This window comes from Pseudomonas oplopanacis (genome assembly GCF_057128725.1).
Map to the genome: position 1 here is coordinate 216,277 of NZ_JBSKHV010000004.1, position 15,485 is coordinate 231,761.

Below are 15,485 nucleotides of genomic sequence, written 5' to 3' on the forward strand. Positions count from 1 at the left end.
ATACGCGGTCAAATGTGGGAGCGGGCTTGCTCGCGAAGGCGGCGTGCCAGGCACCAAAAATTTAACTTATCCCCCTCATCGAAACCATCGATGTTCTGTACCCATCAGGAGTTTCCATGACCAGCAAAATCCCTGAACCGGATCTCAACTACCTGCAAAAGGTCCTGCTGGAAATGCTCGCCATTCCCAGCCCCACCGGGTTCACCGACACCATCGTGCGCTATGTCGCCGAGCGCCTCGAAGAATTGGGCATCCCCTTCGAAATGACCCGTCGCGGCACCATCCGCGCAACGCTCAAAGGCAAGAAGAACAGCCCCGACCGCGCGGTGTCCGCGCACCTGGACACCATCGGTGCGGCGGTTCGCGCCGTGAAAGACAATGGACGCCTGACCCTGGCGCCGGTCGGTTGCTGGTCCAGTCGTTTTGCCGAGGGCAGCCGGGTCAGCCTGTTTACCGACAACGGCGTGATTCGCGGCAGCGTGTTGCCGCTGATGGCTTCCGGGCACGCCTTCAACACGGCCGTGGACGAAATGCCGATCAGCTGGGACCACGTCGAGCTGCGCTTGGATGCCTATTGCGCCACCCGCGCCGACTGCGATTCGCTGGGGATCAGCGTGGGTGACTTCGTGGCCTTCGACCCCTTGCCGGAGTTCACCGAAAGCGGTCACATCAGCGCCCGTCACCTGGACGACAAGGCTGGCGTTGCGGCGTTGCTCGCGGCGCTGAAAGCCATCGTCGACAGTGGTGAAGAATTGATGATCGACTGCCATCCGCTATTCACCATCACCGAGGAAACCGGCAGCGGTGCAGCGGCCGCGCTACCGTGGGATGTCAGCGAATTCGTCGGTATCGACATTGCGCCCGTTGCGCCCGGCCAACACTCCAGCGAACACGCGGTGAGCGTGGCGATGCAGGATTCCGGCGGGCCTTATGACTATCACTTGTCGCGACATCTGCTGCGCCTGGCCAGTGACAACGAGTTGCCCGTGCGCCGCGACCTGTTCCGTTATTACTTCAGCGATGCGCACTCGGCGGTGACGGCCGGACATGACATTCGCACCGCCCTGCTCGCCTTCGGTTGCGACGCCACGCACGGTTATGAGCGTACGCACATCGACAGCCTGGCGGCGCTGAGTCGATTGCTCGGTGCCTACATCCTGAGTCCGCCAGTGTTTGCCAGTGATGCGCAACCGGCGAAGGGGTCACTGGACCGATTCAGTCATCAGCTTGAACATGAGACGCAGATGGAAAGTGATACGCGAGTGCCTTCGGTGGATAGCCTTGTCGGGCAGCGCAACGATAGCTGACATCTTCATTGTTTGATCTTCCGCTTTCGCGAGCAGGCTCGCTCCCACAGTTGACCGCATGCCCCTGTGGGAGCGAGCCTGCTCGCGAAGGCGGCGAGCCCGAGGCTAGCCGCCACCGATCATTCGCCGTAGCATCCCGACATTGTTTTAGCCGAGGTGCCTATGCTGATTCCCTACGACCAACTTGAAGTCGACACCCTGACCCGCCTGATCGAAGATTTCGTGACCCGTGACGGTACGGACAACGGCGATGACACACCGCTGGAAACCCGCGTATTGCGGGTTCGCCAGGCCTTGACCAAAGGTCAGGCACTGATCGTGTTCGATCCGGAAAGCGAACAGTGCCAGTTGATGCTCAAGCACGATGTGCCCAAGCACCTCTTCGACTGAGCGGCTCAGCGACCTTTGGTCTTGGCCAGTTTGACCTGGATGCGTTCATAGACCTCGGCGCGATGCACATTGACGTTCTTCGGCGCTTCGACGCCAAAGCGCACGCTGTTGCCGCTGACGTTGAGGATGCGCACTGAAATGTCGTCACCGATGGAAATCATCTCGCCCACAACGCGACTGAGTACAAGCATGGTATTGGTCCTTGAGGGTTACCGGCCCTTGAAGATGCCCGGCGTTTAGCGGGTCTTCAATGCGAAGACGGCAAATCAGTCCAGCCCTACAACACTGGAAGAACCCTCCTGACGGAAGCGTCCGACAAATCGATTGAATGCAGGACCAATCCTTCAGGATGCGGAAAAGCGCGGGCCAAACAGAATGACGCTCGCGCCGATCACACACAGCGCCACGCCGATCCAGTCCGAGCCCAGCGGACGAATCCGCTCGACCACAGCCAGCCAACCAATCGAGGCGATGATGTAGATCCCACCGTAGGCAGCGTAGGCGCGCCCGGCGTAGGTGGCTTCGACTCGGGTGAGCAGGAGCGCGAACACAGTCAGGCTGAGCAGTGCCGGCAGCACCCACAAAACGCTTTTGCCTTGGCGCAGCCACATCCAGAACGCGAAGCAGCCGGCGATTTCGAACAGCGCCGCGAGGAAAAACCACAGGTAATTGAGCATGCAGGTGTCTCGTTAGAGTGACCGATGCCGGCCACCCTAACGACGCGGTTGCCTACGGGCAAGTTCAGCCCGCGCTTTGTTTGGCCTTGGCGCGCATTTTGTCGGCCATGAGGGTCATTTCGTTGTAGAGCAGTTGCGGGTTTTTCTGTTTGATCGCCCAGGCCATGCGGCCCTGTTCGTGAGGCAGGATCATGAACTCGCCGGCAGCCACCTGGTTGTAGATGTAGTCGGCAATGTCGGTGGCGGTGATCGGCGAACTTTCCAGCAGTTTACCGACCTGGGCTTTCATCGCAGGCGTGGGGCCACGGAAAGAGTCGAGCAGGTTGGTCTGGAAGAACGACGGGCAAACCACATGCACGCCCACTTCCTGTTGCGCCAGTTCGATCAACAGGCTTTCGGACAGCGCCACCACGCCGGCCTTGGCCACGTTGTAGTTACTCATGGCCGGGCCTTGCATCAGGGCGGCCATCGACGCGATGTTGATGATCTTGCCTTTGCTTTTCTCCAGCAGCGGCAGGAACGCCTTGCAGCCCTTGACCACGCCCATCAGGTTGATCGCAATCTGCCAGTCCCAGTCTTCCAGCGACAGTTCACTGAAGAAGCCGCCCGAGGCAACACCGGCGTTGTTGACGATGACATCGATGCCGCCGAGCTTTTCTTCGCAGGCCTGGGCGAACGCGGTCAGCTGGCTGTAGTCGCGCACATCGCAACGCTGGATAAAACCATCGCCACCGGCGTCGCGAACCAGCTTCAAGGTTTCTTGCAGACCGGGCTCGCTGACATCCGACAAGGCCAGTTGCCAGCCTTCACGCGCCCAGCGCAGCGCGATTTCGCGACCCAGGCCCGAGCCCGCGCCAGTGATCATCATGCGATTTTGCATAGCAAACAGCCTTGTGGTTCCGGGAAAGATGCGCTGAGTGTAGCGAAGGTCCTTGCCCGACCCACGCTCCATCAGATTGCTGAATGGCCCGAACAAACCGTGGGCGCGTGTGGTTCAACTAATCCTGCAAAAAACGAAATAAACAGGTCATCAAAAAACATTAAAAAAACATGGAATTTTCCGACTCGTGCACCAGTCGGACTTTGTAAGCAGCTTGAATTAATAACCTTCCAGCTGACAGTTAAAAGACAGGTCAATCCAGAACACTTCCAACAAGGAAATAGACATGGGCACAATTCTGATCGTTATTCTGATCCTCTTGCTGATCGGTGGTCTGCCGGTTTTCCCACACTCCAGAAGTTGGGGTTATGGCCCGTCGGGTATCATCGGCGTCGTGCTGGTAGTGCTGTTGATTCTGCTCTTGCTTGGCAGGATTTAACGGATATAACGAATTAACGGACAAAAAAAGAGGCCCTTGAAAAAGGGCCTCTTTTTATTGCGCTGAAAACTTAGTCCGGTTTGCCGTCGATAACACCGGCGGTGTTGTCGAGCAGGCTCTTGGTCGCCGTTTGCAGGAACGACTCAAGCTTGAGCTTCAACTCGGCGGTGCGTGGATCGTTAGGCACGATCTCGGCATGCGGCTTGGCGCCCAGTTCATAGCGGTACATCTTCGGCTCCATTTCCTTCTCTTTTGGCAGCACCAGAATCTGGTCAGCGGTGAGAATGGCCGTGGTCTGTTCGCTGCCCGACGGCTTGATCACACCAAAACCGCTGTCGCCTTCCGGCAGGTTGAGCAGGTCGCGCCCCCAGCACTGATGACGCACTTCGCCACCGATACGACCCATGATGGTCGGCACGATGTCGATCTGAGTGCCCACGGTGTGGTCACGCTGGCCGAACTTTTCCTGGATACCCGGTGCGATCATCAGCATCGGCACGTTGAAACGACCCAGGTCCATTTCGGTGATTTGCTGCTCGTTACCGAAACCGTGGTCACCCACGATCACAAACAGGGTTTCCTTGAAGTACGGCTCTTTACGCGCCTTCTCGAAGAACTGACCCAATGCCCAGTCGGAGTAACGCATGGCGGTCAGGTGTTCGTTGAGGCTGCCGCGATCAGTCACGCGCTCGACCGGCAATGGCGTCGGCAGGGCATACGGCGTGTGGTTGGACAGCGTTTGCAGCAAGGCATAGAACGGCTTGCCGTTTTCCCGGGCCTGGAGCTCTACCAGGCCACGGTCGAACATGTCCTGGTCGGACACGCCCCAGGTCGGATCGGAGAACACCGGGTTGACGAAGTCGTTACGTCCGATGAAGTTGGTCATGCCCTGGTTGCTGAAGAAGCCCGACTGGTTATCCCAGGCAAAATCGCCGTTGTAGACGTACACATCGTCGTAGTCACGGGCGCTCAGCAACTGTGGCAGGCCGGACAGTTTGTGGCTGCCTTCCGGGGTCTGCATCAGGTATTCGAAACCCGGCAGGTTCGGGAAGCACGCCATGGTGGCGAACATGCCCTGGTGGGTATGAGTGCCGTTGGAGAAGAAGCGGTCGAACAGCAGGCCTTCCTTCGACAGTTTGTCGAGGTACGGCGTGATGTTGCCCGGGCCGCCCAGCGCGCCGACCGAGTGACCGGCCATGCTTTCCATCAGGATCACGACCACGTTCTTGATCGGCAGGGTCTTGTCGGCCGGTGGCGTGTAGTCGCGACGCACGGCGGCAGTTTCAGCATCCACCAGTTTTTCGTCTTTCATCACCAGCATGTCACGCACGGTCTGCTGGGCCAGAGGCTGCGGCAGTGTGGCTTTCCAGATGTTGTCGCGATCTTCGGACATCCGGCTCTTGGCCGCCGCGATCAGCGACAGCGTACCGTTGAGGCCCAACTGGTTGGCGAAGTTCGAATCGGTGGTGTAGACGTCACCCCAACGCAGCGGCGGGCCCTGACGCAGGGTGCCGCGAGCGGCGACCACGCAGATCAGCAGGCAGACGACGAACACGCCGATGCGCGCATACCACGGGGCGATCTGGCGCGTGCCGATGCTGCCGCCGCTGAACGGGCCACGAGGCCGGGTCGCACGATCAGCGCCCTTGAACGCCAGGGTCAGGATCAACGTGCCAACGGCCCATGCCAGCAGATAACGAACCACCGGGAAACCGTACCAGAGCATGCTCATCACGGTTTTCGGGTCTTCCTTCACATACTGGAAGACCAGGCCGTTGAGGCGCTGGTGGAACTCGCGGTAGAAGTCCATCTCCATCAGGCCGAGGAACAGCGCGATGCTCGACGCGATGGTCAGCCAGAAGCGGAAGAACCCGCGAGCAGCCATGGCCCGCGCGCTGAACAGTGCCAGCAACAGCGGAACGCAGAGGTAGACCACCAGGCGCAGGTCGAAACGCAGGCCGTTGGCGAACGCTTCAAGGAACGTCGAAGCCGGGGTGTCGAGGATCATCGAGCGGTTGTAGACCAGCAGCGCAACACGCAGCAGGCTGAACATGACCATCATGATCAAGGCGCACAACAACGTGTAGGCCAGATGCGATTTGACGGTCGGTTGCAGCAGGCGACTAGAAGCTCGCTGCTGATTCAGGGCGTCCGGGTTTGCCATGTCGTTTTAGGACCCATTGGAAGTTGAAGTTTCAAAAATACAGCGGCGCCCTGCCCTCTATTGGCCATTACTTGGCCCCGGGGCTTGCGCGGTGCGCAAATGTTGCACGATCACCCGCCTCATTGCCATTGATTACTGTTTGGCTGACGGATGCGGGCGGATTGTCTTGGAGGCTTTGTGAAAATTTTGTGCAACGCATATCCGGAAACACAATAAAGCCGTGCACGGCTAAAAACGCAAACGCCCCGAACCAGTCGGGGCGTTTGCAGAACAACGCAGCGATTACTTCTCGGCGCGTTCTTTCAGGGTTTTCAGGGTATTGAACGGTGCATCGACCACGAACTTGTTGGCGATCATCGATGGCACGCTGCCGCCTGGCTCGGTGTGTACCTGATAGGTTACTTCGACCTGGTCACCCTTCGGGACGAACTTCCAGAACCCGTCGACCTTGGTGACACGTACAAACCCTTTTTCTTCTGGAATGTACTTCGGCACGCCTTCGAGTTTGCGGGTCAGACTGCCATCGGCGCCTTCAACGGTGGTGATGTGCAGCACCGAATCACGCGCAGTGACGGGCCACGGGGTATTGAATTGGGTGTAGGTCCAGCTCTGGTCGCCTTCGTGCTTGAGCAGCTTCTGCATCTTGCACTCGTGAATCCAGGCACAGGCGCCGGCCACGTCTTCCTGCAATGCACGCAGTTTGGCGACGGTGGTCTTCATCAAGGTAACGCCCTGATAGGACTTGTAGTCCGAACCCGGCACTTCAGCCAGAGAGATCTTGATGCCGTCTTCGTTCTTGGCGACTTTCCAGTCTTCAGCCTGGGCGGCCGTAGTGGCCAACACGGCGGTCAATCCACACAACACAGCGATACGATGCAGCGAACCCATGGTTTTATTCCTTATTGTTGAAGTTCCGTTGGTTGTAAACATCACGCCGCCGTCATCTGCTCCCACCATCCCAGCAGTTTGATCGCCTCGTCACTGCTGCTGCCGCACACTTCGATATCGGCTTCAAATGCCGAACAGACGGCGGGGCGTTCGGGTTTGCCGAAGATGTTGCACAGGTTATCGACCGACAGTTGCACGCAACGTTCGCCAGCGGCTTTGCCATTGGGCATACCGGGAATCGGTGAACTGATGGAAGGGGCAATGCAACAGGCGCCACAGCCTTCACGGCATTTCATGACGACGAGCTCCTCACGAGGTGTGATGTGTAAAAGGACGGGACACAGAGTAACCGCTAAAACAGTTGTTTTAAATTACCCGGACCGGGGTTTTTTCGTTCAAACCAGCGTGACTGACCAGTCTCCGACAAAGCGTCTGGCCAGCGGCTCACGGATGGGAACGATTTACTGCTTGAACTCGAAATCCAATGCCGCGCCTTCGACTTCCCGGCGCTCTTCATTGCGCAGCTGCAACTGCATTTCGTTACTGAGCAGCCGACCGTTGAGCTGAAACGGGCTGCTGCCGGACTTTTCGCCAAACATTTGTGGCAGCAGCGCATCGTGACTGGGCAGCGGCACGGTGCCGATCGGTTTCAATTCCTGGGCCATTTGCGGCGGCAGTCTCAAGTCGAGTTTGACCGGAGGCAGTTGGGTTTTCACCACTTCGCTGGGCGCTTTCGACTTGGAGGCAATAGGTGGCCGCTTTTTCACCGCCGCCGTTGGCTTTTTTACGACAGCGGCTTTTTTGACAGGCACCGGTTTGGTCCCGGTTGCGCTGGCGGCGGGTTTTTCCTGGGCAGCCGCTGCCATGACGCCTTCAGCGTGAACGGTCATCAACAGGCAAAGAAACAGGCAGACGGCAGGAAAAATCGGCTTCATGAACCCAACAGCAATAACGGCAGAGGGCCATATGCTCGCCTGTTGCGCGCCACATGACAAGCTCCGCCGAGAACCTCCCGCCGGACTGCTCAGAAGCCGCCGGCCGTCTCCTGGCAAAGTTGCGTCGCCAGCATCCCCAGCGTCATCAAGGCCCGTTCGGCTTCACGGTTCCAGGGGGTGCCGCAGTTCAGCCGAATGCAGTGATTGAACTGCTCGGTGTTACTGAAGATCAGCCCCGGCGCAATACTGATGCCCTGCTGCAACGCCCGTACGTGCAATTCCTGGGTGTTGACCCGCCCCGGCAAACTGACCCACAAAATGAAGCCGCCGGTCGGCCGGGTCATCTGCGTGCCTTCGGGGAAATATTGCTGAACGGCCAGTTGGAAGGCGCTGAGGTTCTTGCGGTATTCCTGGCGGATGTAGCGCAAATGTCGATCGTAGCCACCGTTTTCCAGATACGCCGCAATGCCCATTTGCGTGACGCTGCAGGCCGAATGGGTACTGAACGTCTGCAAGCGCTGGATTTCCTGCTGGTATTTGCCGGCAATCATCCAGCCAATCCGCACGCCCGGCGACAGGGTTTTGGAGAAGCTTGAACAATAGATGACCCGATCCAGCCGGTCATAGGCCTTGAGCGATTTGGTACGCCCCTGCTCGAACATCAGTTCGCCGTAGATGTCGTCTTCGACAATCTGGATGTCGAAGTCCGATGCCAGGCGCAGCAATTGTTTCTGCCGCTCCTCGGGCATGGTCCCACCCAAGGGATTGCTCAGCCGCGTGGTCAGCACCAACGCCTTGATCGACCACTGGTTGGCCGCCAGTTGCAGCGCTTCAAGGCTCATGCCGGTGGCGGGGTCACTCGGAATCTCGATCACTTTGAGGCCGAGCAAGTCAGCCAGTTGCAGCAGACCGTAATACGTCGGCGATTCGGCGGCGATCAGGTCGCCCGGTCGGGTCAATACGCGCAGTGACATCTGCAACGCGTCGACGCAGCCGTGGGTAATGACCACTTCGGAGGGATCGACCACCACACCGGCATCGCGCATGCGGATCGCCACTTGCCGGCGCAACGGTTCAAACCCGGGGCTGAACATGTAGCTGAAGGCACGCGGGCTATGGAAACGGGTGACTTTGGCCAATTGCTGATGCAGTGCCCGCACCGGCAGGTAATCGACACTGGGCACTGCGGCACCCAACGGGAAAACACCTTCGCGACGGGACTCGACCAACACTTGTTGAATGATGCTGCTGCGCGTGACCAGGCCAGGACGCTCGACCCGGGCGATGTCTGGCGTCGGCGCGGTCAGGGCCGGCGTCTGGTGAACGTAGTAGCCCGACTGCGGGCGGGCGCGGATCAGCCCCTGATCTTCAAGATTGGCATATGCCTGCAACACCGTCGCATGGCTGACATTGAGCTGCGAGCTCATCTTGCGCACCGAAGGCACGCGCTCCCCCGGTTGATAGACACCACGGCGGATGTCTTCGGCCAGTTGTTGAGCAATACGTTGGTAGAGCAAGAGATTGGTCATGACGCAGCACTCGATTTCACGGGCATTTTATTCTTGTGTGAAACAATACCGGAACAGTTTAGAAGTGTACTGGGACAGTTGCCACAATAGTCGACCGTACAGTGCAGTGTCAGCAAAATCTGTACTGCTTTTTGTCATCAGCCAGGCAAACGACAGGCGCAAAAAAACCCGGCGCTGTCTGGCAGGCCGGGTTTTCCAGTAACGCAACCCTTAGCGGGCGGCGCCGAGCTGGCCTTTTTCGTCGGAGAACACAATTTCCACCCGACGGTTCTGCGCACGGCCACGCTCGGAAGCGTTCACGTCCACCGGGTATTCATCGCCGTAGCCTTCGACCTGGATGCGTTTGTCGTCGATGCCCAGGTCCATCAGGACGTCAGCCACCGATTGCGCACGGTCACGGGACAGCTTGAAGTTGTCCTGCTTGCCGCCGGTGCTGTCGGTGTAGCCTTCGATCCGCACCACGCGTTTCGGGTTGAGCTGCAGGAACTGAACAATCTTCAGCACCACACGGTTCGCCGAGTTTTTCAGCTCGGCTTCGCCGGTATCGAACAGCACATCGCCCAACGTCATCACCAGACCACGATCTGTCTGGGTGGTCGCCAGCGCGACAATCTGCTCTTCGAGCCACTTGCCCTGCTGCTGAACGCTGAGCAATTTGGATTCGCGCAGTGCCAGTTGCAGACGCTGACGCTCGAGTTCGAGCTTCGCCGCGCGCTCTTCGTTGAGCACCAGATTGGTGTGCTCCCGGGCAATTTCGCTGTAGCGCTGGCTCAGGTAGGCGTAATGCACCACGTCCGAACCGCTGCCCCAATAGCTGGACAAACGATCGGCGCGAGCCAGGGACTCACCGGCGCGGATCACGTCCTTGGGCGCGATACGCAGCACATTGGAGTCTTCCTTGACCTTCTGGAAGTCGGCGCCTGCTTCTTGCAAAGCGGCTTCACTGTGCTGGCCGGCACAGCCATACAAGCTTGCGCAACCGGCGAGGATCAAGCTGCCGAGCGCTTTCGACTTGAGGCTCATTGGGCATCCCCCACTTGCTTGCGCAGACGAGTGATGCGGGTATTGAGCACGTTCAATTGCTCCTCGCTCTTGAGGGTCAGCACCTTGGCTTCGGCCAGACGCGCGTCCAGTTCGGCCTGCTCGGCACGCATGCGCGCATGTTTGTAGGACTGCTCGGTCATGTTGCTTTGGGCACGGGCGAATTTTTCTTCGGCCAGTTTCATTTCCGGCATGTCGTCGGCGGTGGCGCCCACGGCCTTGGCCTGGACAAGTGCCTGTTCGGTCAGGCGAATCTGTTCATTCGGCGCCGGATCGGCTGCACAACCCGCCAGAGCCAGAACGGCCAGGGCAGCGAAAAGAGGTCGAATACTCACTAAGAATCCCTACTGTTTTGGGGCACTGACAGGTTGTTGCTGCTGCTGTTGCTGCGTTTTCCAACGCTCGATATTGCGTTGCAACGCGGCGTCCGTCAGTCCTGAGGCGGGCAATTCTGTCATCTTTTTGGCCAGCTGTCCGCGCAACCACGGATCGTTGCAGGCGGAGTTATGGGAAACCGCGAGGTACAGACCGGGTTTGTCGATCGGCTCGGCACGGGGGATCAGGTCGTTGGCCATGCTCAGCGCCTGCGCGGCCGCCGTGCCGGAGTAGCGTCCGGCGAGTACAAATTCCACCTCGCCCAAGAGCAATTTCTGAAAGGCCTGGGTCAGGTTGGGCGTACGGGTGAGGGTCAATTGCTGATCGGCAAAAGTGCCGAATGCCGGGGTCATTCGAGACTTTTCCGACAATGCGCCGGGATGGCCGTGGAGGTCCTGGGCCTGGTTGTAGACCAATGCCGAGTCTTTGCGGGTCCAGACCAGATAGTCGTTTTCCAGCAACGGCGGATGAATGTAATCCAGGGTTTCCAGTTCGCTGACGGTCAACGTTGCATCGGCCAACATGTCCATGCGCCCGCTGCGAACTTCGTCCAGCGCCTGGGCGCGTTTGCCGGCATACAGCAACTCGACCTTGATGCCCAACTCCCCCGCCACTTGCTGCAACAGGTCAGCACTGGCACCGATCAGCTTTTTAGGATTTTGCGGGTCTTGCCACAAGTACGGTGGTGCGTCCGGGCTGCCGGTCACGATCAGCCGATCGCATTTGCCCGCTGCATTGGACAAGGTCGGCAACATCGTCAGGCCCAGCAATAACGACCAGCCACACACACGGCGCAGATCCATGGCGACACTCTCCTACTCAAATCCGGAACAAAAAAAAGCCCGACCAAAAGGTCGGGCTCTTTATAAGTCAGGCCGCTGGATTAGACCAGCTTCTCGAACTCGGGGATTGCTTCGAACAGGTCTGCCACCAGGCCGTAATCGGCCACCTGGAAGATCGGCGCTTCTTCGTCCTTGTTGATCGCAACGATCACCTTGGAGTCTTTCATGCCGGCCAGGTGCTGGATCGCGCCGGAAATACCGACCGCGATGTACAGCTGTGGAGCAACGATCTTGCCGGTCTGACCGACCTGCATGTCGTTGGGTACAAAACCTGCGTCGACCGCGGCGCGGGAAGCACCGACAGCAGCGCCCAGCTTGTCAGCCAGGGCGTACAGGTGTTTGAAGTTGTCGCCGTTCTGCATGCCACGACCGCCGGAAACGACGATTTTGGCAGCGGTCAGTTCCGGACGATCGGACTTGGCCAGTTCTTCGCCAACGAAGCTGGAGATCGCAGCATCGTGAGCAGCAGCAACGGATTCAACAGCAGCCGAACCACCTTCAGCAGCAACCGGGTCGAAACCGGTGGCACGCACGGTGATGACTTTCACCGAAGCGTTGGACTGAACGGTAGCGATGGCGTTACCGGCGTAGATCGGACGCTTGAAGGTGTCAGCGCTTTCGACCGAGATGATCTCGGAGATCTGGTCAACGTCCAGCTGAGCGGCAACGCGCGGCAGGATGTTTTTGCCGTTGGAAGTCGCGGCAGCCAGGATGTGGCTGTAGCCCTTGCCCAACTCTGCAACCAGAGGCGCTACGTTTTCCGGCAGTTGGTGAGCGTAGGCAGCGTTGTCAGCTACCAATACTTTGCTCACGCCAGCGATTTTCGCAGCGGCTTCAGCCACGGCGCCAACGCCTTGGCCGGCAACCAGAACGTGGATGTCACCACCGATTTTGGCGGCAGCAGCCACGGTGTTCAGGGTGGCCGGAGCCACAACCTTGTTGTCGTGCTCAGCGATTACCAAGATAGTCATGATTAGATTACCTTCGCTTCGTTTTTCAGTTTCTCGACCAGTTCAGCCACCGACTTGACCTTGATACCCGCGCTGCGTGCAGCAGGCGCTTCGACTTTCACGGTCTTGTTGGTGGAGGCGGTGGAAACGCCCAAAGCGTCCGGAGTCAGCACTTCGAGAGGCTTCTTCTTGGCTTTCATGATGTTTGGCAGGGACGCGTAGCGCGGCTCGTTCAAACGCAGGTCGGTGGTGACGATGGCCGGCAGTTTCAGGGAAACTGTCTGAGCGCCGCCGTCGACTTCGCGAGTCACGGCAACGCTGTCGCCGCTGATTTCGACTTTCGAAGCGAACGTGCCCTGACCGTAGCCGCTCAGTGCTGCAAGCATCTGGCCAGTCTGGTTGTTGTCGCTGTCGATGGCTTGTTTGCCAAGGATCACCAGCTGAGGCTGTTCCTTGTCGACAACAGCCTTCAACAGTTTGGCAACGGCCAGCGAAGTCAGGTCTTCGGCGGATTCGACGAGGATGGCGCGGTCGGCACCCAGAGCCAGCGCGGTGCGCAGTTGCTCTTGAGCGGTGGACGGGCCGACGGAGACGACGACGATTTCAGTCGCAACGCCTTTCTCTTTCAGGCGTACGGCTTCTTCCACTGCGATTTCGCAGAACGGGTTCATCGACATCTTGACGTTGGCAAGATCGACGCCGGAATTGTCCGCCTTGACGCGGACCTTGACGTTGTAATCCACAACGCGTTTGACAGCTACAAGAACCTTCATGGATTCCTCGTTACTCTCCGGTGAAAAGAAAGTCGCCTAGGCGAACCTGGCGGTTGATGCTCATCGGGCGCAAGGGCACCTCTAAAAACGCCGGCAAACGTGTCAAGTGACCATCGCTCATGAAGTGCATGACCGTTCGTCAGTGGTGACCAACGAGTCATTCAATATCGCGGCGTGTAAACTGCGAGCCAAACCTGCGCTGCGCATCACTTTCCACTGCCATCGCCCTGTCTTTAGAGGTGCTCTTGAAACCAACAGTCAGCCTACGGCGAGCGCAAAACCGACCGTATCTTGACCGGAACGCCTATTCCGGTCAATACGGCAAAATGGCCGTTCGTAAGCCGCGTGACTTTGATTTCTCTGGCTTTGAGCCAATTCAAACAAACGTTTGTATTGGACGCTAGGAGTGGTGTAGATATAATGCGCCACCCAGAGAGAAAGGTGACTAATCGATTGTCCCCTCCCGGCATTAGTGCAGGGATTCATGGATGCGACACCAAACCTCCAATTAGAAAAAAAACTGTTGAGCCTTGAGTAGGAGATAACCTGTGGAACGCGAATACATGGAATTCGACGTCGTCATCGTCGGTGCCGGCCCCGCTGGTCTTTCCGCTGCCTGCCGCTTGAAGCAGAAGGCTGCTGAAGCCGGTAAGGAAATCAGCGTCTGCGTGGTCGAAAAAGGCTCCGAAGTCGGTGCTCACATCCTGTCCGGTGCCGTGTTCGAACCACGCGCCCTGAACGAACTGTTCCCGGACTGGAAAGAACTCGGCGCCCCGCTGAACACGCCGGTCACCCGCGATGACATCTTCGTTCTCAAGAACGCTGAAAGCGCGCAAAAGATTCCTGACCTCTTTGTGCCCAAGACCATGCACAACGAAGGCAACTACATCATCTCCCTGGGCAACCTGTGCCGCTGGCTGGCCCAGCAGGCCGAGAACCTGGGCGTAGAAATCTACCCGGGCTTCGCCGCCCAGGAAGCGCTGATCGACGAGAGCGGCGTGGTTCGCGGGATCATCACCGGTGACTTGGGCGTTGACCGCGAAGGCCATCCGAAAGAAGGCCTGTACACCCCGGGCATGGAACTGCGTGGCAAATACACGCTGTTCGCCGAAGGCTGCCGTGGCCACATCGGCAAGCAACTGATCAAGCGTTTCAACCTCGACAGCGAAGCCGACGCCCAGCACTACGGCATCGGCCTGAAAGAAATCTGGGACATCGACCCGGCCAAACACCAGCCAGGCCTGGTGGTTCACACCGCCGGCTGGCCGCTGGACATCATGGGCACCGAGAACACCGGTGGCTCGTTCCTCTATCACCTGGAAAACAACCAGGTGGTCGTCGGCCTGATCGTCGATCTGTCCTACAGCAACACCTACCTGTCGCCGTTCGACGAGTTCCAGCGCCTCAAGCACCACCCGGTGCTCAAGCAGTACCTGGAAGGCGGCAAGCGCGTCAGCTACGGCGCACGTGCCATTTGCAAAGGTGGCCTGAACTCGTTGCCGAAAATGGTCTTCAAGGGTGGCGCGCTGATCGGTTGCGACCTCGGCACCCTGAACTTCGCCAAGATCAAAGGCAGCCACACCGCCATGAAGTCCGGCATGCTCGCCGCTGAATCCGTGGCCGAGGCGCTGTTCGCCGAGAAAGACGGCACCGAAGAGCTGACCACCTACGTCGACGCGTTCAAGAAGAGCTGGCTCTACGACGAACTGTTCGCCAGCCGCAACTTCGGCCCGGCGATCCACAAGTTCGGCGCCATCGTCGGCGGTGGTTTCAACTGGCTCGACCAGAACATCTTCGGCGGCAAACTGCCGTTCACCTTGCACGACACCAAGCCGGATTACGCTTGCCTGAAGCTAGCGGCTGACTGCAAGAAGATCGACTACCCGAAACCGGACGGCAAGATCAGCTTCGACAAACTCAGCTCGGTGTTCATCTCCGGTACCAACCACGAAGAAGAACAGCCTTGCCACTTGAAGCTGACCGACCCGAGCATCCCGATCAGCAAAAACCTGCCGCTGTACGATGAACCCGCGCAGCGCTACTGCCCGGCCGGCGTGTACGAAGTGATCACCAAGGAAGACGGCGAGAAGCGCTTCCAGATCAACGCCCAGAACTGTGTTCACTGCAAGACCTGCGACATCAAGGACCCTGCACAAAACATCACCTGGGTCACCCCGGAAGGTGCTGGCGGCCCGACTTACCCGAACATGTAAGTCGAACGCCTGAACATCAAGGCTCCCGAAATGGGGGCCTTTTTGTTGCCCGCGATTCAAGATCATGCACCTACAGGGATTT

General features: G+C 58.6%; 17 protein-coding genes. 4 read left to right on the plus strand and 13 right to left on the minus strand.

Annotated elements, in window-relative coordinates; genetic code table 11:
- The first annotated feature begins 116 nt into the window (after positions 1–116).
- Together ACWKV5_RS11285 and ACWKV5_RS11290 are read left to right on the plus strand one after the other, a co-directional pair.
- Positions 117–1,307: an osmoprotectant NAGGN system M42 family peptidase gene (locus ACWKV5_RS11285; RefSeq protein WP_483841323.1), complete on the plus strand. Its 1,191-nt coding sequence runs from the start codon at positions 117–119 to the stop codon at positions 1,305–1,307.
- A gap of 162 nt (positions 1,308–1,469) precedes the next feature.
- Positions 1,470–1,697, plus strand: a complete 228-nt coding sequence (locus ACWKV5_RS11290) for a YheU family protein (RefSeq protein WP_007945785.1) — start codon at positions 1,470–1,472, stop codon at positions 1,695–1,697.
- 5 nt (positions 1,698–1,702) lie between these two features.
- Here the strand turns inward: ACWKV5_RS11290 and csrA are convergent, their stop codons facing one another.
- The 3 genes from csrA to ACWKV5_RS11305 all read right to left on the minus strand — a co-directional run bounded on the left by csrA (position 1,703) and on the right by ACWKV5_RS11305 (position 3,254).
- Positions 1,703–1,888, minus strand: coding sequence for a carbon storage regulator CsrA (csrA, locus tag ACWKV5_RS11295; RefSeq protein ID WP_483841324.1), 186 nt, complete (start codon positions 1,886–1,888; stop codon positions 1,703–1,705).
- A 153-nt stretch (positions 1,889–2,041) separates the two neighbouring features.
- Positions 2,042–2,374, minus strand: a complete 333-nt coding sequence (locus ACWKV5_RS11300) for a YnfA family protein (protein WP_483841325.1) — start codon at positions 2,372–2,374, stop codon at positions 2,042–2,044.
- 64 nt (positions 2,375–2,438) lie between these two features.
- Complete coding sequence (locus tag ACWKV5_RS11305) at positions 2,439–3,254, minus strand: SDR family oxidoreductase (protein ID WP_027924084.1); 816 nt, start codon at positions 3,252–3,254, stop codon at positions 2,439–2,441.
- Positions 3,255–3,534: 280 nt separating this feature from the next.
- On the opposite strand from ACWKV5_RS11305, the gene ACWKV5_RS11310 reads away from it, so the two are divergent.
- Positions 3,535–3,693, plus strand: coding sequence for a DUF3309 family protein (locus ACWKV5_RS11310; protein WP_172825980.1), 159 nt, complete (start codon positions 3,535–3,537; stop codon positions 3,691–3,693).
- 70 nt (positions 3,694–3,763) lie between these two features.
- Here the strand turns inward: ACWKV5_RS11310 and ACWKV5_RS11315 are convergent, their stop codons facing one another.
- From ACWKV5_RS11315 to ACWKV5_RS11360, 10 genes are all read right to left on the minus strand, one after another.
- Positions 3,764–5,857 (minus strand): LTA synthase family protein, encoded by a 2,094-nt coding sequence (locus tag ACWKV5_RS11315; protein ID WP_483841326.1) that lies wholly within the window; start codon positions 5,855–5,857, stop codon positions 3,764–3,766.
- Between the two features lie 282 nt (positions 5,858–6,139).
- Positions 6,140–6,745, minus strand: a complete 606-nt coding sequence (locus ACWKV5_RS11320) for an START domain-containing protein (RefSeq protein ID WP_483841327.1) — start codon at positions 6,743–6,745, stop codon at positions 6,140–6,142.
- A 41-nt stretch (positions 6,746–6,786) separates the two neighbouring features.
- Complete coding sequence (locus ACWKV5_RS11325) at positions 6,787–7,041, minus strand: YkgJ family cysteine cluster protein (protein WP_123432722.1); 255 nt, start codon at positions 7,039–7,041, stop codon at positions 6,787–6,789.
- A 165-nt stretch (positions 7,042–7,206) separates the two neighbouring features.
- Entirely contained in the window at positions 7,207–7,680 is a 474-nt protein-coding gene (locus ACWKV5_RS11330) for a translation initiation factor 2 (RefSeq protein ID WP_483841328.1), read from the minus strand.
- A gap of 89 nt (positions 7,681–7,769) precedes the next feature.
- Positions 7,770–9,209 carry an aminotransferase-like domain-containing protein gene (locus ACWKV5_RS11335; RefSeq protein ID WP_123432724.1) on the minus strand — a complete coding sequence of 480 codons (1,440 nt, stop codon included), beginning with the start codon at positions 9,207–9,209 and terminating at the stop codon, positions 7,770–7,772.
- Between the two features lie 210 nt (positions 9,210–9,419).
- The gene (locus ACWKV5_RS11340; RefSeq protein ID WP_483841329.1) at positions 9,420–10,232 is read right to left on the minus strand and encodes an OmpA family protein; all 813 of its coding nucleotides are present in this window, start codon (positions 10,230–10,232) and stop codon (positions 9,420–9,422) included.
- Positions 10,229–10,585 carry a DUF4398 domain-containing protein gene (locus ACWKV5_RS11345; protein ID WP_483841330.1) on the minus strand — a complete coding sequence of 119 codons (357 nt, stop codon included), beginning with the start codon at positions 10,583–10,585 and terminating at the stop codon, positions 10,229–10,231. The genes ACWKV5_RS11340 and ACWKV5_RS11345 overlap by 4 nt, the downstream gene beginning before the upstream one ends.
- A gap of 9 nt (positions 10,586–10,594) precedes the next feature.
- A complete protein-coding gene (locus ACWKV5_RS11350; protein WP_483841331.1) occupies positions 10,595–11,428 on the minus strand; it encodes a substrate-binding periplasmic protein in 834 nt (277 codons plus the stop codon).
- Between the two features lie 80 nt (positions 11,429–11,508).
- Positions 11,509–12,438 (minus strand): electron transfer flavoprotein subunit alpha/FixB family protein, encoded by a 930-nt coding sequence (locus tag ACWKV5_RS11355; protein ID WP_140667304.1) that lies wholly within the window; start codon positions 12,436–12,438, stop codon positions 11,509–11,511.
- Between the two features lie 2 nt (positions 12,439–12,440).
- Complete coding sequence (locus tag ACWKV5_RS11360) at positions 12,441–13,190, minus strand: electron transfer flavoprotein subunit beta/FixA family protein (protein ID WP_007945693.1); 750 nt, start codon at positions 13,188–13,190, stop codon at positions 12,441–12,443.
- Between the two features lie 548 nt (positions 13,191–13,738).
- Between ACWKV5_RS11360 and ACWKV5_RS11365 the strand changes: the two genes are divergently transcribed.
- Complete coding sequence (locus ACWKV5_RS11365) at positions 13,739–15,403, plus strand: electron transfer flavoprotein-ubiquinone oxidoreductase (protein ID WP_483841332.1); 1,665 nt, start codon at positions 13,739–13,741, stop codon at positions 15,401–15,403.
- Positions 15,404–15,485 lie beyond the last annotated feature (82 nt).